Source organism: Bacteroides mediterraneensis, assembly GCF_025993685.1.
GTDB lineage: Bacteria > Bacteroidota > Bacteroidia > Bacteroidales > Bacteroidaceae > Phocaeicola > Phocaeicola mediterraneensis_A.
On the sequence record NZ_DAJPEN010000001.1, the window covers coordinates 3,717,554 to 3,741,478 of the forward strand.

A 23,925-nucleotide genomic window follows, 5' to 3' on the forward strand; every position below is an offset into this window, starting at 1 on the left:
AATTAATTGTAACCTTCATTCTGCTTCAGATTCTTATTCACATTCCTTTCACTCTGTGGAATCGGGAAGTAACGATTGTGGGCCGCCCATGTACGAGTTTCAAACTGATAATACATGTTCTCATCTACCGGCGAAGCAGAAGAACCACTTCCTCGATAATTCGGTGCAGAAGGATCATCAGACAATTTCACCCCCGTAAATGTATGGTTCAACTCTTGTTCAGCAATTCCCCAACGAAGCACATCAAAGTACCGGAAACCTTCAAATGCAAGTTCCACCCGTCTTTCTTTACGCACCGCTTTACGTACATCTTCCTGAGTAGGCAAATCAGCTTTCTGATAACCGGGTAGACTGACACGATTACGAATGTCATTGATAGTCAAATCAAGAACAGACTGGTCTACTTCACCCGGTGCCACTTCATTCAACGCCTCCAAATAGCTCAACAAGACTTCCGCATAACGCATAATCGGAGTGTAGGTCGGAGTCGAAGCGATATTGTTAGTAATTGAAGGATCACAACCTTTTTTCGGACAATACCCATTAAACAAAGCGTAACGGTTATAGCTATCCGCAGTATTAGGTCCCAGAAAACAATTATAAGTGATATCATTATAAGTTGTACCCGAATAAGACCCTACCGGAGGAAGAAATATGGAAGCATATAGTCTTATCTCCCGATTTACATACGGATCATTCTCATCATACACAGCCGATGTTTCAATACCCTTTCCATCTGTACAGAAATATTCTTTCACCAGTTCATTATAAGGAGCAAACTGATGCCAGCCACCATACGCACATTCCGGATACAAATATTGATAACGTGAGTTGGTATATTTATCTGCAATACCCATGATACAGAAAATAGTTTCAGGACTATATTCACCTCCTATTTGGAATAATTTCTCATAGCTTTCTTCTCCATTCCGGCGATCCAACTCATAGTTTCCTGAAATAATCACCTCATGCAAGATATTTGCCGCATCTCTCCAACGATCTTGCGCCAGATACAAACGGGATAGCAGTACTTTTGCGGCAGCATTAGTCAAACGTCCATAATTCTCCGCATCATAACTATCAGGAAGTAACTGGACAGCCTCCTTCAAATCGGTTTCTACTTGTGCATACACATCAGCTTGCGCTGTCTGAGCAATCGTATTCGCTTCTTCCACACTCAATGGGGCAAGCGGCATAGGTACGTCTTTAAAATAAAACGCCAAATTAAAGAAGAAATAAGCTCGCAAAGTCTTGACCTCAGCAATCCATTTTTCTTTAGTATCTTCATCCATCGGACATTCTTCTACGTTAGCCAGGAAATTATTATATTTTGCAATCTGGATATAGGCATTTTTCCAATACCACTCAATATTTCCATTAGTAGCCAACGTATTGGAGCTAGCCATCAAAGTTGTAAAATTTTCTTTTTCCGTACCATTGCCCCCGGCAAAATCCAGATACAATAATCCTTGAGGAGTAGCAAAATCATCGTGTGACCATCCGGTTTGAAACCGATAACAACCTACCAATGCTAAATATGCATCATTCTCACCGGTCCAGAATGTGCTTTCTGAAATAGCAGAAGGAGGGTTTTTCTCCAATAGATCCGAACAACTCACAAGTGTTCCTGACAAAGCCAATGTATAAATGGACAATTTGGCTATATGTAATATATTTAATAATGGTTTCATATACAATAGATTTAAAATAATTAGAACTTGAAGTTAAAGCCAAATGAATAAATCGCTGTAATCGGATAGTAAGAAGGAGAGTCTCCTGTACCAATCTCATTTTCAGGATCCCACCCCTGATAGAAACTGTTAAAGCTAAACAGATTCTGTCCACTTACATACACACGCAGCTTTTCTATACCTATTTTCTTCGTCCATGCCTGCGGTAACGTATAACCAAGTTGCAGGTTCTTCAAACGCAAGAAACTAGCATTACGAACCCAATAATCAGAGGTCTGCAGATTCGGATTATTCATATTCAAGGTTTCCAAACGCGGATATTCTGCCCATTTATCAGGATTTGCTTCCGTCCAACAGTTTTCAGCCTGCCATCTTTGGATCTGTCCACCGTTATAGAACGCATAAGCCATATAAGAACCTATCTGACGTTGGTAACCTCCCAGTCCTTGGAACAAAGCAGAAAAGTCAAATCCCTTATAAGATGCGGAAAGATTCAAGCCGTAATAGAATTTAGGAGTCGTGCTTCCCAGCACTGTACGGTCGTATTCAGCATCTACCTTGCCATCGGGTACACCGTCGGGACCACTAATGTCCTTATAACGAACATAACCTGGTTTCAAGTCACTTTTTCCCACTAACTGTTCAGGCGCTGCATCAATTTCTGCCTGATCTACAAACAGACCTTCTGTTTGATATCCATAAATAATACCTATTGGCTGTCCTACAATACGATTGTTGTTGATTTCCTCTGTAGCCCCATTAGCCAGTTCTTCTACCGCATTCTTCACCCATGTGAAATTAGGCGCAATACTAAACCGGAAGTCTTTTCCGATATGCCCATTATAACTTAAGTTAACTTCAATACCCTTATTGGATACGGCTCCTACATTTGACTCTCCTACACTTTGCCCGATAATACCTGTAACTTCCACCGGAGCAAGGATGTCGGATGTATATTTATAGAAATATTCAATACTTCCACTTAATGCGTTGTTAAACAAGCCAAAATCCAAGCCTACATTGGTGATGGCCGTTTTCTCCCAAGTAATTTCAGGATTACGATAAGTAGATACATACGTACCTGGGACTAAGATTGCTGGATTACCCAATGGATAATTATGTCCTAAATCGTATGTCTGCTGATAAGGGTATACACCGATATTCTGATTACCCAAGACACCATAAGAAGCACGCAGTTTCAAATTGTTGAACACTTCACCTACGCGGGCATTTCTCCAGAAGTCTTCTTCTGAAATTCTCCATCCGGCAGATACGGAAGGGAAAATACCCCAACGATTGTCTTTCGCGAAACGAGAGGATCCATCATAACGCAAGTTTGCTTCCAACAAATAACGATCTTTAAATGCATAATTTACACGACCAAAGAAAGAAACCAGCGCATATTCTTCCAAGGAACTGTTATTGGTTGCAGTAGAAGCATCTCCCGTACCCAGTTCATACAATGAATTATTAGGGAATGTATTGCGATATCCCTCCAAACCTTTGTTCGACGTCTGTTCCACAGAAGTACCGGCCAGCACCTTAAAATCATGACTTCCAAAGGTTCTTTCGTAATTAACCAACGCCTCTAAAATTGTATTTGTATTATTTGACGTCCATATATTTAATGTAGAAGGACCGATGGTCTTGTTTTCATCAAAATAAGTTTCAGCACGATAACTTTTGTCGTATTTCGTATAATATGTCACACCTGCTTTTCCTGTCAATGACAAACCCTTTATTGGTGTCTCCCACCTCAACTGTCCTGACGCACTGATATTGCGGCTGATATTCTGTACAAACGACTCACTGGCCAACCATGCCTCCGGGCTATAGTTATCCTGATATCCGAAAGAGCCATCGGATTTTTGTCCTGCATAAATAGGAGCTTCACGTACTGCATAGCCAATAATACCGTCAATACTTGTCGGCTCTCCATTCGGTGCATTGTATTTGTTATTATACGCATTGATGTTCAAACTCAAAGAAACCGATTTTCCCAACTGGCTTTTCAAAGAAAACAAAGCAGTCATTCGCTCATTCGAGGTCTTAGCTGTAAGTCCTTCTTGATTTCTATACCCAACTGACAAATTATAACTGGTAGTCGCATTTCCACCCTGAATGCTGACATTGTGCTGATGCTGAAAGCCTGAGCCACTCTCCAAAAGCCATTTTAAGTGATTCACATTAGGATAATTGTCTGGGTCCGAACCATCTCTATATTTCTGGATTTGTTCTGTAGTATAAGCATCTTGTTTCCCCATATTCTGCATAGCCATATTATAATACTGTGCATACTCCCATGAAGGAAGGAAATCAGGAAGTTCTGTAGCTCTTTGCCAACCAAACGAGTTATTATAAGTGACTACCGTTTTTCCTTGTACTCCCTTCTTGGTCTCAATCAAGATTACACCATTGGCAGCCCGATTACCATAGATAGAAGCTGAAGCTGCATCCTTTAAAAATGAAATACTTTGAATATCATTAGGATCTACGTCATCCAGATTACCGGACAATCCATCAATCAAGACAAGCGGATCGGTTCCTGCACTAGAGAAAGTACCTGTTCCACGAATTTTTACATTAGCACCAGTGCCCGGACGTCCAGAATTCTGTACAACACTTAAACCTGGAGCCAATCCTGCAATAGCCTGTGCCGTACTCATCACGGGTTTATTCATTAAGTCATCACTTGTAACGGCAGATACGGCTCCAGTCAAATTTACCTTCTTCTGTGTACCATAACCGACTACCACCACTTCATCCAACACTTCTGTATCCTCTTTCAAAACAATCCGCATCAGCTTCCCTGATACTGCTGGTACCTCTTGAGAAGCATATCCTACATACGTAATTCGTAAGATATCCCCCGGATTAGCCGATAATGCAAAATTACCATCCAGGTCACTCACAGTCCCATTACTTGTATTTTTCACTAAAATACTAACCCCGATTAAAGGTTCTCCGTTAGTGTCTGTAATGTGACCTTTCACATTGTTTGTCCCTTGTCCCCATGTCACGGAACTCACACAGCAAGCAAAGAGCAATACAAACACTCTCAGGGCTTGCCACATTTGCCTAATAGAATTGTGTTTCATCTTTTTTAGATTTAAATTGTACAATGCAAAGTTAACCAACCGAATCTCTTCAGTATAGGATTAAATAAGCTTTCAATAATACAAAATCGATTTATAAAGATGATTCACAAATTATTAATAGGATAATATCGACATACATTTAACTATATCGGTATATAGCAATCATAAAATTCATCCTTCTCTTACTATAGCTCTACATCTACCAGTTCACTAAACTCCATATTTTACTGGCAACATAAACCCGCTCTATTCTACCTCCACTTTCATTACAAACCCGCCTCGTGGGAGACAGTCCACCTGCATGTTCTTTTCCGTACCCGAGAGTTTGCGGATGGCAAACTGATTGTTTTTCTGACCATCGGCATACAAGGTGATTCCTTTGATAGCTTCGGGGATGAAACTTAAATCTACCGCAAGCGGCATGGATTTGTTGGTCACGTTCAATCCACCGATATACCAGCAATTGCCGTTCTTCCGGGCCATGACCACATGATGGGAAGGATAGCCGCCCAGCAATTTCGTATCGTCCCACACAGTGGGCAGAGAAGAAATGAACGAACGTACCTCAGCCGGCTGGGCATGATAGCCTTCCGGACGGTCGGCCAGATGTTGAAGAGCCGACTCAAAGACCACCAGCAAGGCCAGTTCATGCCCGTTGGAAGTGATATGCGGGTGCTGCGAATCGGTAAAAGTGCAGGGGGTATAGTCCATCGGCCCCACCACGTTCCGGGTAAAAGGCAGCGTACAGTTGTGCCAGGCCGCACTATCCGTCAGTACCTCCTTGTTGTTGTACCATTCAGCTCCATACACACCTTCCACCGACATCATGTGAGGATATGTACGCTGCCAGCCACGGGGAATGGTGGCCCCGTGAAAGTTGACCATCAAATGATACTTTGCCGCATCTTCCAGGATATCCATAAAATAATTCATCACGGAAGTGCTGTCCGGATGGAAAAAGTCGACTTTTATGCCTTTCACGCCCACCGATTCCAGCCAGGCGAACTCCTTCCGGCGTGTCTCCGGCTTATTCAACCTATACAAAGGACCGTACAGACACCAGGCAGTGGAGGAATTATACCACAATAAAGGAGAAACGTGTTTCTCTTTCGCATAACGCAAGGCATCGTCCACATTACCTCCGTTTGCCATTCCATCCCACTCCGCATCAATCAGGACGTATGGGAGATGGAAATCGGCCGCAAAATCAATGTATTTCTTCACAATCTGGTAATCATTCGAGCCATGGTTGTAAGCCCAGTAAATCCAGGAAACGACTCCAGGTTTAATCCAAGACACATCCGTCAGGCGGCAAGGCTCACTGACATCCGTAATCAAAGTGGATTCCACCACATCGGCCAAAGAACCGATGATAGCCACACGCCACGGAGAGCACCATTTGCCGGAAACCTTTATCGGCTGGGCCATTTCCACCTGATAGGCAGACTCGCCGGAAGTATTGTTCAGCCAGGAGCCGCAGTTGCCTCTCCCGATATTGGCCTCTGAAACCAGCGTAAAAACGGCATCCGAGACCTCAAACAAAGCCGGAAATCCCCATTGGTTCTTGGAATAGTCGACCACACGACCTTTATTCTTCAAATAGAAATCTTCATACGCCTGACTCAACTTCTGGGTCCAGCGGGTAATGCCGTCCTGAAACTGGAAAGTGGTCTTTTCTCCGGAAACACACGTTTCTTCCTTCAATTCGGGAAATACATAGCGAAAGGCAATACCATCGTCGTACACCCGAAACTCCAGGTCAAGGCATACCTTCCGGCCATTCTTGAAATGAAACACCTGCTGGTTCCCCTGATTCGTACAATGGCGGCGCTTGCCCGTCATCATCATGTAATCTTCTGCCACCGGAACCATAGGTGAAGCACCCATATACACAAAATCTGTGTTCTCCTGCAAGAACTGAAGTCCTACATTATTTATATGTACCACCGGAACTGTTTCATTGCCTTTTTTATAAGACACCTTGAATCCCCCTGCAGAAGGGACACCACTTACCACAATCTTGCCGTTGGGAGAACGCAATTCACCACTGGCTTTTCCAGATACTCCAATTAAAAACATGCATACCAGACACACGCATGCTTTCCATGGATTAGACTTTCTTAGGCTATACATCATTTCTTCTTTAATTTAATTACAAAATTATCCGTTCTTGCACAAAATGAATTGCATAAAATTGTTTTATATAGGACAATATCGATTTACAATTTGAAACAAGTCTTATTCTCCCGCTTACTTTCCCCCAAAGAAGCACCCAACCAGGCAATATGCCCATCGTTCTTTTCTATTTAACAAAACAGGACAATATGAAACAGAGCTTGATAAAGAGCGTATCACAATATAATTTTATATAAAACTTCCCCTAAAAGAGAGGAATCGAAGAAAAACTTTCTACTTTTGCAACTTGTAATTAAAAGAACTCATTTGCAGATGAAAATAAAGTTTTTGCCATTGGTTGTAGCACTCTTTGCCGCAACATCCATAATGACATCGTGTTTGGACAATGATGTGGAACAAATTACTTATACTTCCGAGACCAGTATCACGGGATTTTCACTGGGGACATTGAATATAGACCGCATCGGTAAAGACCGGAATGGACAGGACAGTGCATACGTAGACACCCTCGACTGTTCCAAATATCCATTCACCATCAACCAAATGACAAGAGAAATCGAGAATAAAGACTCACTGCCTTATGGCACACACATTGATAAAGTAATTACCAACGTCACTTACGATGCCGGCGCACTAGGCTATCGCCCCAAAGGAGCAGAACGTGACACGGTGTGGACTTCCACCGACTCCATCGATTTCACTGAGCCCGTTGAATTCAGAGTCTACGCCTATAGCGGTGCCATCGGAAAAGCCTATACAATCAAAGTCAACGTACACCAGCAGGTGCCCGACACCCTTTCCTGGAAACAGTTCGACAACGCATTCAGCGCCGGTACCCTGAGTGAACAGAAAGCAGTTTATGCGAATGGAAAAGTGTTTGTATTCGGGAAAAACGGAAGCAATGCTCACATCGAATACACTACTGTGGCGGACGACAACCCCACTTCATGGACTCCGGTAGCAGCCAATCTGCCTTCCGGAATCGATTCTTATTCTGCCACTGCATGGGCCGGAAACATTTACTTCCTGGCAGGAACAGCCGGGAAGCAGCTCTATAAGCTCAACGCTGAAACAAACGAAATCACCGAAGAAAGTGCAGAAACGTTCGACATGCTGATTGGCGGAAATGATTTCACCAACGAACTTTACGCTGTAAAGGACGGGAAAAGCGGTATATATAAAGGAGGTGCATGGACAACAGATGAAAATGCGTTCGAACAATTCCAATCCGGAAAACCGTTCTTTTCCCACACGATTACCGCCTCTTACAACAAAGACCTTACCACTACGGTAACCCTCTGCTACAATCAGGGTACTACGCCCAACGATACGACTGCCCTTGTCTTTGGCCGTATGTCAGCCGACAACCAATGGGAAACAAGAATACAGAATCTGTCATTGCCTAACTTGCAGAATGTGAGCATGATTTACTATGATGGAAAATTATATGCCTTCGGAGGTGCATGCAACAAGCCACAAGTGGAAGCTTTCAGCCAGTTCTATTGCTCTATCGATAACGGACTTTGCTGGCGACCGGTTACCGAGTGCATGGCGTTTCCGGCTGACTTCAAGAATCTATATACCACACACCACGGCAATTATTCGTGTGCGGTGACTCCCAAACTGGAAAATGGCACTTCCAAGGGAAACTTCATCTGGATTGTATGGGAAAACGGAGATATCAGCCGTGGACGTATCAACCGATTGGGATTCAGTCCGAAATGGTAATATATCAACCTTGAAAACAAGAAACTATGCTATATAAAGACCAACTGGATAAAAACCGGATACCGGCACACATCGCCATCATCATGGATGGCAACGGACGCTGGGCCAAGCAACGGGGAAAAGCCCGTACGTTCGGACATCAGGCCGGTGCTGAGACTGTGCATGCCATTGCGGAACAAGCAGCACGTCTGGGAGTAAAATATCTGACTCTTTATACATTCTCCACCGAGAACTGGAACCGCCCCGCAGACGAAGTGGCTGCCTTGATGAATCTGCTCATGGATTCCATCGAGGAAGAGACTTTCATGAAAAACAATATCAGTTTCCGGATTATCGGGGATACCGCAAAATTGCCGGAAAATGTACTGTCCCGCCTGAACCGGTGTATCGAGCGTACCTCGAAAAACACAGGTCTGTGTCTTACCCTGGCTTTGAGCTATTCCTCCAAATGGGAAATCACGGAAGCCGTCAAGAACATTGCCCTCGAAGTGAAAGAAGGCAAGCTCGCTCCTGAAGAAATTACTGACCAGACCATCGACCGGAACCTGGCCACTCATTATATGCCCGACCCGGACTTGTTGATCAGAACAGGTGGTGAAATCCGACTCAGCAACTACCTGCTTTGGCAGTGTGCTTACACCGAACTGTATTTCTGCGACACTTTCTGGCCGGACTTCAAGGCCGAAGAGTTATGCAAGGCTATTTGTGACTTTCAAAAAAGAGAACGCCGATTCGGCAAAACCAGTGAACAAATTTAACAGAGAACAATGCAAAATCGTTTTTCACTTATCCTGCTGATTGCAGCTTGCCTCTCTTCTGTTTCGATAGGGGGACAGGCTCAAGACAATAATAATACAACTGAACCAAGCAACAAACCGGTTATCCTCTATAACGGAACGCCCAAAAAATATGAAATCGCCGACATCAAGGTCAGCGGTGTGAAGAACTATGAGGATTATGTCCTGATAGGAATCTCCGGCTTGGCCGTGGGACAGACCATTACCGTGCCGGGCGACGACATTACTTCCGCCGTAAAAAGATACTGGCGGCACGGTTTGTTCTCTGACGTGAAAATCGTAGCCGATAAGATTGTGGACAACAAGATTTACTTGTCCATCCAGCTGACCCAACGTCCGCGTATCACCGACATCGTGATTCACGGCGTGAAGAAGAGTGAACGCGAGGATTTGCAGGCCAAACTGGGTATGGCCAAGGGTACGCAGGTAACCCCGAACTTGATTGACCGTGCCAAGATTCTGATTAAGAAACACTTTGATGAAAAGGGATTCAAGAACGCGGAAGTCAACATCATCGAGCGGGAAGACCCGGAAAACAAGGAGCAGGTATATGTAGATGTAAACATCGACAAGAAAGCAAAAGTCAAGGTACACAAAATTACCATCGACGGCAACGAGGTGCTCACCGACAAGAAACTGAAGCGCGTGATGAAGAAGACCAATGAAAAAGGCAAGCTCATCAACCTGTTCCGTGCGAAGAAGTTCATCGAAGAGCGCTACGAAGAAGACAAGCAGAAAATCATCGACAAATATAACGAGCTGGGATACCGTGACGCACAAATCGTTACCGACAGCGTGTCACCTTACGATGAAAAGACCGTAGATGTGTACATGAAAATCTACGAAGGACAGAAATATTACCTCCGCGACATCACGTGGGTGGGCAATACGGTATATCCTTCCGACCTGTTGAACGAACAGCTCCGCATGAAACGCGGCGACGTATACAACCAGAAACTGTTGAACGACCGTATTTCAAACGATGAGGATGCCATCGGTAACAACTACTACAACCGTGGATATGTGTTCTATCGCCTGGATCCCGTGGAAGTGAACATCGACGGTGACTCCATCGACCTGGAAATGCGTATCACCGAAGGTCCGCAGGCCAGCATCAGCCATGTGCGCATCAACGGTAACGACCGTCTGTATGAAAACATCGTACGACGCGAACTGCGTACCCGTCCGGGCGACCTTTTCAGCAAGGAAGCGCTGGAACGTTCTTACCGTGAAATCGCACAGATGGGACACTTCAACCCGGAAAACATCAAGCCGGATGTACAGCCGAACTTCCAGGACGGTACGGTGGACATCAACTGGGGACTGGAATCCAAGGCCAACGACCAGGTGGAATTCTCCGCAGGTTGGGGACAGACCGGTATCATCGGTAAGCTGAGCTTGAAGTTCACCAACTTCTCGTTTGCCAACCTGTTCCGCAAGAACGACAACTACCGCGGTATCCTGCCGCAGGGTGACGGACAAACCCTGACCATTAGCGGACAGACCAACGGACGTTACTATCAGTCATACAGCGTGTCGTTCTTCGACCCTTGGTTTGGCGGCAAGCGACCGAACTCCTTCTCTGTATCGGCCTTCTATTCTGTACAGACCGACGTGAGCAGCCAGTACTACAACTCTGCCTACATGAACAACTACTACAACATGCTGAGCGGTTACGGTTACTACGGAGGATACGGAAACTACTACGACAACTACGAATCCTACTACGACCCCGACAAGTCTATCAAGATGTTCGGTGTATCTGTAGGATGGGGTAAGCGTCTGCGCTGGCCGGATGACTACTTCACCTTGTCGGCCGAACTGTCTTACCAGCGGTTCATGCTGAAAGACTGGAGCTACCTCTACATCAAGCTGAACAACGGACAGTATATGAACACCGGTAACTGCAACAACCTGAGCCTGAACCTGACCCTGTCGCGTAACTCTACGGACAATCCGATTTTCCCGCGTTACGGTTCCGAGTTCTCAGCTTCCTTGCAAATTACACCGCCGTACTCTCTGTTCAGCAAGAAGGATTACTCTACTTACGGAAAAGACAACTACCAAGATGCAGCCAGCATGTACAAGTGGATTGAATACCACAAGTGGAAATTCAAAGCCAAAACTTATACGGCCCTGATGGATATCCAGAAATGTCCGGTCATCATGACCCGTACGGAATTCGGTATCCTCGGCCACTTCAACAAGTACAAGCGCTCACCGTTTGAAACCTTCTACGTGGGAGGTGACGGTATGACGGGTTACAGCTACAACTACGCATCCGAAACCATCGCCCTCCGTGGATATGAAAACGGTTCACTCACCCCGTACGGAAGTGAAGGTTATGCTTACATCCGTCTGGGTGCCGAACTCCGCTACCCGCTGATGCTCGAGAACTCTACCAGCATCTATGCCCTGGGCTTCGTGGAAGCCGGTAATGCCTGGAACAACGTAACCGACTTCAACCCCTTCCAGTTGAAACGTTCGGCCGGAGTCGGTGTCCGTATCTTCCTGCCGATGATTGGTATGATGGGTATTGACTGGGCATACGGTTTCGACAAGATTGACGGTTCAATGCAATACAGCGGAAGCCAGTTCCACTTTATCATCGGACAAGAATTCTAACACTTAAAAACCAAAGAATTATGAAGAGACTCGTTTTATCCGTTTTGCTGTTAGTGGCCGCCGTAGGCATGGCCTCAGCACAGAAATTCGCACTGGTAGATATGGAGTACATCCTCAAGCAGATTCCTTCCTATCAACAGGCCAACCAACAGATGGAGTCACTGTCAAAGGAATGGCAAAGCCAGATTGAGGCCAAAGCCAACGAAGCAAAGAAGCTGTATGAAGATTACCAGAAGACAGCAGGCACCCTCTCGGCTGCCCAGAAGACCAGCAAGGAAGATGCCATCGTAGCCAAGGAAAAAGAAGCGGCTGAACTCCGCAAGCAATATTTCGGACCGGAAGGAGAGCTGATGAAGAAACGTCAGGAACTGATTGCTCCGATTCAGGATGCCATCTACAATGCAGTGAAGACCATCGCCACCCAGCGTGGATATGATGCCGTGATTGACCGTGCATCGGCCCAAAGCATGATTTTTGCCTCTCCACGCATCGATATCAGCAATGAGGTTCTTGCAAAACTAGGATATTCAAATTAATTTTATACATTTGCAGCCGGGGTTTACAAAGACCGTTTTTTACATCGAATTAATTAATAACAAATAGAAACTTGAGATTATGTTGAAGAAAATTGCTTTTTTACTTTTGCTCATCGCACCGATGAGTGTATTCGCACAGAAGTTTGCGCATTTCAAATCAATGGATATCATCCCGGTAATGCCGGAATACGCAAAGGCACAGACTGACATCGAGACCATGCGTAAACAATACGAAGACGAAATCAAACGTGCTTCCGACGAATTCAACAAGAAATATGCAGAATATCAGCAAGAACAGAAGAACTTGCCGCAGAACATTCAGGAACGCCGCCAGAAAGAATTACAGGACCTGAGCGAAAAGGGCATGCAGTTCCAGCAGGACGCCCAGCAGCAGCTGCAGAAAGCATACGCTGACATGATGGAACCCATCTACAAGAAAATGGAAGATGCTGTAAAGGCTGTAGGTAAAGCCGGTGCGTACACTTACGTATTCGACCTGAACCGTACAGACATCCCTTACATCGATGAAACTCAGTCAAAAGATATTACCAACGACATCAAGACCAAACTGGGCATCAGCCTGACTGCCGTTCCGGCTACTCCGGCTGCCGCTCCTGCAGCTACTCCGGCTCAGTAAGCAAAGGTTCTTTGTCGTCCTGACTTCTCATGTCATTCAGAGAAACACGGAAAGGTTTCTCTGAATGACATTTTTCTTTTCAACCACTTCAACCGTTTTATCCATGCATCCGCTATCCGCTCCCCACACCGGCCCCATCGGAGTCTTCGATTCCGGCTACGGAGGCCTCACCATCCTTGGAAAGTTCATCGAACGCCTGCCGCAGTACGACTACCTGTACTTGGGCGACAATGCCCGCGCCCCCTACGGCACGCGTTCGTTCGAGGTGGTCTACGACTTCACCCTCCAGGCAGTCAAGAAACTGTTCGAACTGGGTTGCCCACTGGTGATTCTGGCCTGCAACACAGCCTCGGCCAAAGCCCTCCGCAGCATCCAGCAGAACGACCTGCCCCATCTGGACCCCACCCGGCGCGTACTGGGAGTAATCCGTCCCACAGTGGAATGCATCGGCGACATCACACGCAACGGACACGTAGGCTTACTGGCCACAGCAGGCACGGTGCGTTCCGAATCCTATCCGCTGGAAATCAAAAAAATTTATCCCGACATTCAAGTGACGGGAATGGCCTGCCCCATGTGGGTGCCGCTGGTAGAAAACAAGGAATACGACGGAGACGGAGCCGACTACTTCGTGAAAGAATACATTGATGCCATCCTGCAAAAAGACCCGGACATCGACACACTGATTCTGGGATGCACCCACTATCCGCTGCTGCTGCGCAAAATACGGCAGTTCACCCCACCCCACATCCAGCTGGTGACCCAAGGCGAATACGTGAGCGAGAGCCTGAAAGACTATCTTTCGCGCCACCCGGACATGGATGCCCGCTGCTCGAAGAACAAACGGCGGGAATTCCTCACCACGGAATCGGAAGAGAAGTTCCGCGAATCCGCCTCGGTCTTCCTGCACAGTGCCGACGTACACGTGCGCAACGTCGTGCTTGAATGACAAAAAATGGCCCGGTCTTATTCCGCCACAAAAGCAGCCCGTTGCACATTGCGGCTGTCCGGGCCCACCATCACTTCGAACTCTCCCGGTTCATATCCATATTCCAGACGAGAGTTATAATACTTCAAATCCTCGTCATCCAGCACGAACTCTACCTTCCGCGTTTCTCCTTTTTTGAGAAATATCCGCTGGAAAGCCTTCAGCTCCTTCACCGGACGGGCAATTTCGGCATACACGTCGTGCAGGTACAGCTGCACAACCTCCACCCCGTCGTACCGGCCCGTATTCGTCACGGGCACTGTCACCTTGAGCTGTCCGCCCTCAGGCATACGCTCCGCACTCAGCTGCAAACCACCGTAGCGGAACGTCGTATAGCTCAAACCATAGCCGAACGGATACAGCGGTTCGTTGCTCTGGTCGATGTAATTGCTGGCATAACGGTTGAAACAGGTGCCATCCGCATCCGGACGCCCGGTATTCAGGTGATTGTAGTACAGCGGCAACTGCCCTACGGCACGCGGGAAACTGGTGGTCAGCTTTCCGGAGGGAGACACTTCCCCAAACACCACATCGGCAATGGCATCGCCTGCCTCGCTGCCGGCAAACCACACATTCAGGATGGCCGGCACATGCGCAGCTTCCCAGCACAAATCCAGCGGGCGCCCGGTGAACAACGCCAGCACCACCGGCTTTCCGGTAGCCACCAGTGCCTTCAGCAAATCCTGCTGCGCATCCGGAAGCCGAATCTCCGTACGCGAAGCAGATTCCCCGCTCATCTCGGCACACTCGCCCAGTGCCGCCACAATCACATCTGCCGAGGCCGCCACACGCAACGCCTCCGCCCGCAACTGACGGTCATCCCCACGCACCAACGGACGCGGGCCCACCGCTCCTTTCTCCGTATCCTCACTATAATACAGATTACTTCCTTTGGCATAAGAAACCGTTGCCCTGTCGCCCACGGCACGGCGGAACGCCTCATACATCGTCACATGCCGGTCGGTCGCACAATTCATGCTCCACGTGCCACACATGTTGTTCTGCGCATCCGCCAGCGGACCAATCAGCGCAATGCGTCCTTTCTTCTGCAAAGGCAAGAGCTGCCCGTCGTTCTTCAGCAAGACAAAAGTCTCCGCAGCAATCTCACGCGCCGCCTTGCGGTGTGCTTCCGTAAACAGCTCCTTCCGTGCACGCAACGTATCGCAGTATTTATACGGGTTCTCAAACAGCCCCAGCTTGTACTTGGCCTCCAACACCCGACGGCAAGCCTCGTCAATGCGCTCCTGCGTCACCGCCTTGTCCTTCAGGGAAGCCTCCAAGGTATGCAAGAAGCCATGCGCCACCATATCCATGTCCGTTCCCGCATTCAAGGCACGGGCAGAAGCCTCCTGCAAGTCAGCCACCCCGTGTGTCTTCATCTCCTGAATGGAATTGTAGTCTGTCACCACAAACCCCTTGAAACCCCATTCGTTCCGCAGCAAATCGGTGAGCAGCCACTTGTCGGCCGTCGCCGGCACGCCGTTGATGGTATTGAACGAACTCATCACCGAGCCTACTCCGGCATCCACCGCTCCCTTGTACGGACGGAGATACACATTGTACATCCGGTTGCGGCTCATATCCACCGAATTGTAGTCGCGCCCCGACTCCGAAGCCCCATAAAGGGCGAAATGCTTCACGCAAGCCATGATTTCATCGTTCCGCTTCATGCCGTCGCCCTGATAACCGCGCACATACGCCCCCGCCATCAACGCACCGAGGTACGGGTCCTCCCCGCTTCCTTCCGCCACACGCCCCCAGCGGGCATCCCGGCAGATATCCACCATCGGACTGAATGTCCAGCTCACTCCGTCGGCACTGGCTTCCGTGGCAGAAATACGCGCCATGCGCTCCACAGCCGCCGTATCCCAGCTGCACGACAACGCCAGCGGAATCGGAAAAATGGTCTCATACCCATGAATCACATCGGCCCCCACCATCAACGGAATACCCAGACGGCTTTCCTCCACCGCCATGCGCTGAAGCTGATAGATTTTGCCGACTCCTTTCACATTGAAGAAGCCGCCCACCTCCCCGGCACGGATGGCCTCCGCCAGCTGGCTGTTCTTCACCGCCCCCGACACCAGGTCGTTTCCTGCCGGCAGATTCAACTGTCCCAGTTTTTCCTGTAATGTCATCCGCCCCATCAGGTCACTGACAAAACGGTCCATTTCCGCATCCCTTCCTCCGTTTTCCGAGGAACTGCATCCTGCCACGGCCAGCAACAGGAGACTTGCTTTCACAAACTGACTTATTTTTCCCATAAAATCAATAGCTTTTAATATTCTGACTTTCAAAAGTATCATTTTTTCGGACATAACCGGTTGAAAAACCACGGATTATTTTGCCCGGAAAAACGCACTTGAGTTTACTCCAAAACGCAAGGACGTTTTCATTGAAACGCAAGGACGTTTAGAGGAAAACGCAAGTGCGTTTTTAAGAAGGTGTTTTCCCAGCCTGAAAAAGGGAGGAAAATAGCCGAAAAATCAGGCGAAAACCGCTTTTTTCAAACCAAAGGCAGGAATATTCAATAAAAAGACTTACTTTTGCGGAAAGTTGCCCTTGTAGTTCAACGGATAGAATAGAAGTTTCCTAAACTTTAGATTCGGGTTCGATTCCCGACGAGGGTACAAAAAAAACAAGCCGCTCTTCCCGGAAGGAAAAGCGGCTTGTTTTTTTGCCTGCAGCAAGTAACGGATTACTTACGAAGACCAAGTTCTTTGACAATGTTACGATATCTTTCGATATCACGGCTCTTCAGGTAGTTCAGCAAAGAACGACGCTTACCTACCAAAGTTGTCAAAGCTCTTTCAGTGCTATAATCTTTTCTGTTGAGCTTCATGTGCTCAGTCAGGTGAGAAATACGGTATGAAAACAATGCTATCTGCGCTTCAGGTGAGCCAGTATCAGTGTTAGACTTTCCGTACTTTCCAAAGATTTCTTGTTTTTTAGCTGCGTCTAAATACATAATTTGACTGTTTATTAAAATGTATAAATTTGATTTGCGGATGCAAAGGTAAGCATAATCTTTCAGACTACAAGCATTTTACGACTTTTTTTCACAAACAAGCCAAAAAGGGTTCAAGCCTTCAGCTCATTGGCATGTTCAATGAAAGTGGCCGATGTAATCGGTTCAATCTGCTTAAATTCCATTTTGCGTGTCGCACATTTCAGGCAAGGACAGTTCCGGCATTTTGCCTGCTCAAAAACAGTACATGGATCCAAATGTATCGTCAGCTGAATCCGGTCGGCATATTTCTTTTCCAGAATCTGTTTCAAGCGGGCTCCTTCACGGTGCCCTTCTTCAATGGTATAAAACCAGGGAAGCGTCAAGTCACAATCCATATACAGATAACTTCCATACTTGATGACCTTGGCATTGTGAATATCTATCCAGTCGGGCGAACGCTTCTCATTCAGTTCCTGAGCAATATCGTTCAGCAAAGCCTCATCCGCCTTGTCCAGCAGATTCGCAATCGTCTTGCGCAAGATGGAAATTCCCGTCACAATGATAATTCCTCCGAACAGGAAGGCCAGCACACTGTCAATCCAAGCTATTTCAGTGAAATAGAGCAAGAGCAACCCTGCCACCAGTCCGATGGTAGAATACGTGTCCGACTGCAGATGCTTTCCCCCTGCAATCAAGGCCATCGAATTATAACGTTTCCCGATACGCACACTATACCAGCCCATCAGGTAGTTGACCAGTCCGGAAAAAGCGACGATATAGATACCCACATCCAATTTCTGTATGCCCACCGGGAAAAACAAGTGCGACACTCCCTCATACACAATCAGCACCCCGGCAAACGTAATCAGAATGCCTTCGACGGAAGCCGAAATCTGTTCCATTTTCCCATGTCCGAAAGGGTGGCTTTTATCCTTGGGCCGTGCCGACCAATGCAGGCTGTAAAGGCTGACTGCCCCCGCCACCACATTGACAATACTTTCCATGGCATCCGTCAGGATTCCTACAGAATTAGTCAGCCAATAGGCTGCAAACTTTCCAATCAGTATCAAAAAGGAAATCAACACAATTCTCTTTTGCACTCTTTGCTTAAGCTGTTCCTCGTTCATCTCTTTTTTACTTTTAAACGGACCGCAAAGTTAGCAAGTTACTACGGAAAAAAGTGACCTTCATTTGCAGAATTTACTCCGCAAAAATCTACCGGAATCTGTTTCAGTCCCCCCGAAAGTCATTTCCCAACCAACCCAGCCTCCTCTTTCCCCTGACTAGAGCAGAATAAAAAAGGTGAAAAGCTGATAAATCCATAAGGGTCCACCCGCTTATTCTTTTTATTTACAATAATTTTTTCGAAGAAAAATCGTACCTTTGCACACAAATTATAGGTATAGTATGCAAGATATTAGAAACATTGCCATTATTGCTCACGTTGACCACGGGAAAACCACGCTCGTGGACAAGATGATGCTGGCGGGACACCTGTTCCGCAACGACCAGACCAACGGTGAACTGGTATTGGATAACAACGACCTGGAACGGGAAAGAGGTATCACTATCCTTTCCAAAAACGTTTCCATCAATTACAACGGTACGAAAATCAACATTATCGATACTCCGGGACACGCCGACTTCGGTGGAGAAGTGGAACGTGTCTTGAACATGGCCGACGGATGTATTCTGCTGGTAGACGCCTTCGAAGGCCCGATGCCGCAGACCCGCTTCGTGCTGCAGAAAGCCCTTCAAATCGGACTGAAACCGATTGTAGTGGTCAACAAAGTGGACAAGCCGAACTGCCGTCCGGAAGAAGTGTACGAAATGGTGTTCGACCTGATGTTCAGCCTCAACGCCACAGAAGACCAGCTGGACTTCCCCGTACTCTACGGTTCGGCCAAGAACAACTGGATGGGCGAAGACTGGAAGACGCCGACGGGTACCATCACCCCGCTGCTGGATGCCATCGTGAAATACATCCCGGCTCCGCAACAGCTGGAAGGTACGCCGCAGATGCTGATTACCTCACTCGACTATTCTTCCTACACGGGACGTATCGCCGTAGGCCGTGTGCACAGAGGTACCCTGAAAGAAGGCATGAACATCACCTTGGCCAAACGTGACGGCACCATGGTGAAGTCCAAAATCAAGGAGGTACATACTTTCGAAGGACTGGGACGCAAGAAAGTGGAATCCGTATCTTCGGGCGACATCTGCGCCATCATCGGTGTGGAAGGCTTCGAAATCGGTGACACCATCTGCGACTTCGACAATCCGGAACCGCTGCCACCTATCGCCATCGACGAACCGACCATGAGCATGCTGTTCACCATCAACGACTCTCCGTTCTTTGGAAAGGAAGGTAAATACGTGACTTCCCGTCACATCCATGACCGTCTGATGAAAGAACTCGACAAGAATCTGGCTTTGCGCGTACGCAAGACCGAAAACGAAGATGGAAAATGGATTGTATCCGGACGTGGTGTGCTCCACTTGTCTGTGTTGATTGAGACCATGCGCCGTGAAGGTTACGAACTTCAGGTAGGACAGCCGCAGGTTATCTACAAGGAAATCGACGGCGTGAAGTGCGAACCGATTGAAGAGCTGACCATCAGCGTGCCCGAAGAATTTGCCAGCAAGATGATTGATATGGTTACCCGCCGCAAAGGTGAGATGGTGTCCATGGAAACACAGGGCGACCGTGTGAACATCGAGTTCGACATGCCGTCGCGCGGTATCATCGGTCTGCGCACAAACGTGCTGACTGCTTCTCAGGGTGAAGCCATCATGGCTCACCGCTTCAAGGAATACCAGCCGTTCAAAGGTGACATCCCTCGCCGCACCAACGGCTCCATGATTGCCATGGAATCGGGAACTGCCTTTGCCTACGCCATCGACAAGCTGCAAGACCGCGGTAAGTTCTTCATCTATCCGCAGGACGAGGTATATGCCGGACAGGTGGTAGGTGAACACGTACATGAGAACGACCTGGTGGTCAACGTAACCAAATCAAAGAAGCTGACCAACATGCGTGCTTCCGGTTCGGACGACAAGGCCCGTATCATTCCGCCGGTCATCTTCTCACTGGAAGAGGCACTGGAATACATCAAGGAAGATGAATACGTGGAAGTAACTCCGAAGAGCATGCGTATGCGTAAAATCATCCTGGATGAAACGGAACGCAAGCGTGCCAACAAGAATTCATAATCACACATTTTGAATACAAAAAATCCGGACTTTTGAGGAATCTCCTTTAAAAGCCCGGATTTCTTGTATATGCTGTTCTCTTTTATTTTTCCCGATACACCAGGTTATTACCATTCATCCGCTCCATGTATTGCTGGATGAGGGACTTCAGCTGGGTTTCCATTGCCTTCAAGGTATCTTGCGGCATGGTGTCTTTCACATCCTCCTTCATCAGCACATCCGTACGGAAACGGTAGGCATGAATCACTTTCTCCCCATCGAACTGAATCAGGTAGTCGCCTTTCAGGAACTGGTAGATGCCGCTTCCGTTGATATAGTTCACCGCGAATTTCTCCGCCGGCGACGTATGAAGCGCATCCTGCCCGAAACCGATATACGGATAATCATACCCCAGAATGCCCAACACCGTCGGCATGATGTCTATCTGCTCCACAATTTTCTCCTTGTCCCAGCCTTTCAATTCCGGCATGCCGGGTGCATAAAATAAAATCGGTACTTTATAAGCTCCCAAGTCGGTCACATATTCCGGATGCTCATTCATGCTGGCATGGTCGGCCGTCAGGACAAAAAGCGTATTCTTAAACCAAGGCTGGCGGGATGCCGTGGCAAAGAAATGCCGCAAGGCATTATCCGTATAGCCAATGCACTCATGAATCGGATGAGTCCCTTTGGGAAAGACATTCTTGTAACGTTCAGGCAACGCATACGGATTATGCGAAGTGGCCGTAAACACCGATGTGATGAAAGGTTGCTTGAATCCGCTCATGCGCTTGCAATAAAACTGCAGGAACTCCTCGTCCCAAATGGCCCAAGTACCATCAAAGTCCTTGTCACCCTGGAAATCTGGGTCTTCATTGTATTCCGTTCTTCCCCAATAACTATCAAAACCAACGGAGTTGGCAAATGCCTGGAAGCCCATGGAACCGTTCATCGCTCCATGGAAGAAAGCGGAATAATATCCCTTGCGCTTCAGCTCCCGCGCCAGACTTGACACATCGTTCAAGGAAGCCGGTGTCAGGAAAAACGGCTCTACGAAACTCGGAATGGAAGACAAAACCGACGGCATGCCGTCAATACTCTTCCGTCCGTTGCTATATGAATATTCAAACGTCAGTCCCTTGGTCAGTAAGGAATCCAGAAACGGCGTATATCCTTTGTAGGTTCCATTGTCCAAACTTCGATTGAAGCTGCCCACAAACTCCTTGCTGAAACTTTCCACAATCAGCACTACTACATTCATCGGGCGGAACTGTACCGAATCGGCCGGTACATGCAGCGGAGTGTACACCTTCTCGGCTTCGGCATCTGTCATATACTGAGGGGTAATAAACGCCTTCTTTCCCAAAGTACGGAACAAAGAAAAAGGCGTGTTCAGCACCAGACACGCATCTACCGGACGGTCGGCATACTGATTGGCGTTGCTGATGGTGATGGGACGGGTGGCAGCAGTCATTCCCCCACGCATGCCAAACACGACAAGCGGAATGGCCACCAGCAAAGTGACGGTCTGCAGAATATAATACCCCCATTTCTTGCCCGACACCTGCGGACGGGGCGCCCGATACACCTTATACAGGAAATAAGCCAGCGCGGCTGCCAGCAACACCAGGTACCAGTTGGCCGCGAACTCTTTCAAAATGATGGAAGTCAGATTGCCTCCGGCCTCATGGCTGAACTCCTGGAACACAGACATGGTGGTACGTCGTCCGGAAAAACGGAAATACACACAATCCACCAGATTGGCTATCAGGAAGAAAGTATTTGCCACGACAAACACCCACCGGACCACCTGATAGAAACCTTTACTTTCTTTCCAATGAAAAGGAAACAGAAACAAAAGGATAAACAACGCATTGATATAAAGGATGGCTGTGGTGTCAAAAATCACTCCGGCTCCAAACAGGCGACACATGTATCCCCATTCAAACTGTTCACTAAACAAATTGAAATTGGTCAACAAGAAAGTCAGGCGGCACACAAAATAGCACACATAGACCATCAATAAGTTCCATGCCAGTGAAAGCACATTCGAAAAAAGGCTCTTGTTCATCATATCCATTTAATTTTTAGGGCTGTAAAGTTAGTTATATTTTTGCAAACCCATAAAAATCGCAGTTTATTTATATCTTTGCAACTTCACTATATAAATCTTTAGATACATGAAAAAAAGAAACGTCATCAAACTAAGTATCACGGTCGTCCTTCTCATCGCCTTGACCTGCTGGGTAAACTCCCGCTGGAATGCCTGGTTCGGCAATCCGCCTGAACCTCCCTACAGCCCGTTGAGCGAACCGGGAAGAGTCCTTCTGACTTTCGGTGATAAAGACGCTTTGTCGCGCAATATCAGCTGGCAATATGACTCCGTTGTCCATCCTTCTCATGTAGAACTCACGGATACCCTTACAAAAGATACCCTTTACATCAAGGCCCAAGGAGAGACGTTCCAATCGCGCAGTGGAAAAGCCGCTTATTATGTGGCCCGTCTGCGTTCCCTGAGACCCTCACGCTACTACCGTTACCGCGTGTGCAGCGACGGAAAATATTCTGCATGGTATCATTTCCAGACTCACAACCAGTCTGATACAGACCGTTACAGTTTTCTTTATGTAGGCGACGTGCAGGACTCCATCCACGGGAAAACCCACTATTTCCTGAAGAAAGCCTTACAGGCACATCCGGAAACGGAATTCCTGGTATGTGGAGGCGACCTTACCGAACGGCCCATCGACGCATACTGGGGAGAAACCTTCCGTGGCCTGGATTCCATAGCCCAATGCCTCCCCATCCTGACCGTGACCGGCAATCATGACTATTTGAAATATCCGATTCGCAAACTGGAACGCCGCTTTTCACTGATTTTCTCTTATTATCTGGACTCCATGGTGGGAGAGAACCAGGTGTACACACTGAAATACAATGACATGCAACTGTTCTGTCTGGACAGCAACCGCGAGTTCTTTTACTTGTGGACCCAGCGGAAATGGCTGAAAGAACAGCTGGAAAAAAGTACTGCACGCTGGAAAATCGTAGTATTGCACCATCCACTGTATTCCATCAAGGGAAAATACAACAACCTCATCCAGAAATCCATATTCAACTCCCTGATTCAGGAACATCAGGTAGACCTGGTACTGCAAGGACACGAACACTCCTACGGCAGAATGACACTCCACGACAAAGAAGGGAACCCTACGACTCCGCTGTACACCGTCAGCCACTGTTCCCCCAAAATCTACCGCATTTACTTTGGAGAAGGTTTCGACAAGTTCGGCATCGACGGGAAATACTACCAGCAGATACAGGTGCAAGGAGATACCTTGACCATGAATGCTTTTGATGCCTCCACCGGAAGCCTGTACGATTGTGTCAAGATTGTCAAGGACAAAGGACAGACCCGACTATTGGACGAAGGAAAAGACATTCCGGAAAACCTGAACTTCACCCCTGCTCCCGGCAATAAGAAAGACCAGGAATATATGGAACGAATCAATGCATACAAACAGAAAAAGGGAAGATAATCTTCCCT

At 47.4% G+C, this 23,925-nt stretch carries 15 protein-coding genes and 1 tRNA gene; 9 read left to right on the forward strand and 7 right to left on the reverse strand.

The window, feature by feature from the left end; genetic code table 11:
- Positions 1-2: 2 nt before the first annotated feature.
- The 3 genes from OIM59_RS15965 to OIM59_RS15975 form a co-directional block, all read right to left on the reverse strand.
- Complete coding sequence (locus OIM59_RS15965; protein WP_299172855.1) at positions 3-1,691, reverse strand: RagB/SusD family nutrient uptake outer membrane protein; 1,689 nt, start codon at positions 1,689-1,691, stop codon at positions 3-5.
- A 20-nt stretch (positions 1,692-1,711) separates the two neighbouring features.
- Positions 1,712-4,789 (reverse strand): TonB-dependent receptor, encoded by a 3,078-nt coding sequence (locus OIM59_RS15970; RefSeq protein ID WP_299172858.1) that lies wholly within the window; start codon positions 4,787-4,789, stop codon positions 1,712-1,714.
- A 246-nt stretch (positions 4,790-5,035) separates the two neighbouring features.
- A complete protein-coding gene (locus tag OIM59_RS15975) occupies positions 5,036-6,925 on the reverse strand; it encodes a glycoside hydrolase family 97 protein (protein WP_303897674.1) in 1,890 nt (629 codons plus the stop codon).
- A gap of 312 nt (positions 6,926-7,237) precedes the next feature.
- Between OIM59_RS15975 and OIM59_RS15980 the strand changes: the two genes are divergently transcribed.
- The 6 genes from OIM59_RS15980 to murI all read left to right on the forward strand — a co-directional run bounded on the left by OIM59_RS15980 (position 7,238) and on the right by murI (position 14,197).
- Complete coding sequence (locus tag OIM59_RS15980; protein ID WP_299172864.1) at positions 7,238-8,653, forward strand: DUF6242 domain-containing protein; 1,416 nt, start codon at positions 7,238-7,240, stop codon at positions 8,651-8,653.
- 26 nt (positions 8,654-8,679) lie between these two features.
- Entirely contained in the window at positions 8,680-9,411 is a 732-nt protein-coding gene (locus OIM59_RS15985) for an isoprenyl transferase (RefSeq protein ID WP_299172867.1), read from the forward strand.
- Between the two features lie 9 nt (positions 9,412-9,420).
- Positions 9,421-12,075, forward strand: a complete 2,655-nt coding sequence (gene bamA / locus OIM59_RS15990; RefSeq protein WP_299172869.1) for an outer membrane protein assembly factor BamA — start codon at positions 9,421-9,423, stop codon at positions 12,073-12,075.
- Positions 12,076-12,095: 20 nt separating this feature from the next.
- Entirely contained in the window at positions 12,096-12,611 is a 516-nt protein-coding gene (locus tag OIM59_RS15995) for an OmpH family outer membrane protein (protein WP_072541395.1), read from the forward strand.
- A gap of 79 nt (positions 12,612-12,690) precedes the next feature.
- Positions 12,691-13,248 carry an OmpH family outer membrane protein gene (locus OIM59_RS16000; protein WP_299172875.1) on the forward strand — a complete coding sequence of 186 codons (558 nt, stop codon included), beginning with the start codon at positions 12,691-12,693 and terminating at the stop codon, positions 13,246-13,248.
- 103 nt (positions 13,249-13,351) lie between these two features.
- A complete protein-coding gene (gene murI, locus OIM59_RS16005) occupies positions 13,352-14,197 on the forward strand; it encodes a glutamate racemase (RefSeq protein WP_299172878.1) in 846 nt (281 codons plus the stop codon).
- Positions 14,198-14,214: 17 nt separating this feature from the next.
- On the opposite strand, the gene bglX is transcribed toward murI, so the two are convergent.
- Complete coding sequence (gene bglX / locus OIM59_RS16010; protein ID WP_299172880.1) at positions 14,215-16,500, reverse strand: beta-glucosidase BglX; 2,286 nt, start codon at positions 16,498-16,500, stop codon at positions 14,215-14,217.
- Between the two features lie 294 nt (positions 16,501-16,794).
- On the opposite strand from bglX, the gene OIM59_RS16015 reads away from it, so the two are divergent.
- A tRNA-Arg gene (locus OIM59_RS16015) sits at positions 16,795-16,866 on the forward strand.
- Between the two features lie 68 nt (positions 16,867-16,934).
- Here OIM59_RS16015 and rpsO read toward each other — a convergent pair.
- Positions 16,935-17,204 (reverse strand): 30S ribosomal protein S15, encoded by a 270-nt coding sequence (rpsO, locus tag OIM59_RS16020; RefSeq protein ID WP_072541391.1) that lies wholly within the window; start codon positions 17,202-17,204, stop codon positions 16,935-16,937.
- 113 nt (positions 17,205-17,317) lie between these two features.
- Positions 17,318-18,313, reverse strand: coding sequence for a cation diffusion facilitator family transporter (locus OIM59_RS16025; RefSeq protein WP_299172883.1), 996 nt, complete (start codon positions 18,311-18,313; stop codon positions 17,318-17,320).
- Between the two features lie 280 nt (positions 18,314-18,593).
- On the opposite strand from OIM59_RS16025, the gene typA reads away from it, so the two are divergent.
- Positions 18,594-20,399: a translational GTPase TypA gene (gene typA / locus OIM59_RS16030; protein WP_299172885.1), complete on the forward strand. Its 1,806-nt coding sequence runs from the start codon at positions 18,594-18,596 to the stop codon at positions 20,397-20,399.
- An 82-nt stretch (positions 20,400-20,481) separates the two neighbouring features.
- Here the strand turns inward: typA and OIM59_RS16035 are convergent, their stop codons facing one another.
- Positions 20,482-22,449, reverse strand: coding sequence for an LTA synthase family protein (locus OIM59_RS16035; RefSeq protein WP_299173098.1), 1,968 nt, complete (start codon positions 22,447-22,449; stop codon positions 20,482-20,484).
- A 109-nt stretch (positions 22,450-22,558) separates the two neighbouring features.
- On the opposite strand from OIM59_RS16035, the gene OIM59_RS16040 reads away from it, so the two are divergent.
- The gene (locus OIM59_RS16040; protein ID WP_303897678.1) at positions 22,559-23,917 is read left to right on the forward strand and encodes a metallophosphoesterase family protein; all 1,359 of its coding nucleotides are present in this window, start codon (positions 22,559-22,561) and stop codon (positions 23,915-23,917) included.
- Positions 23,918-23,925 lie beyond the last annotated feature (8 nt).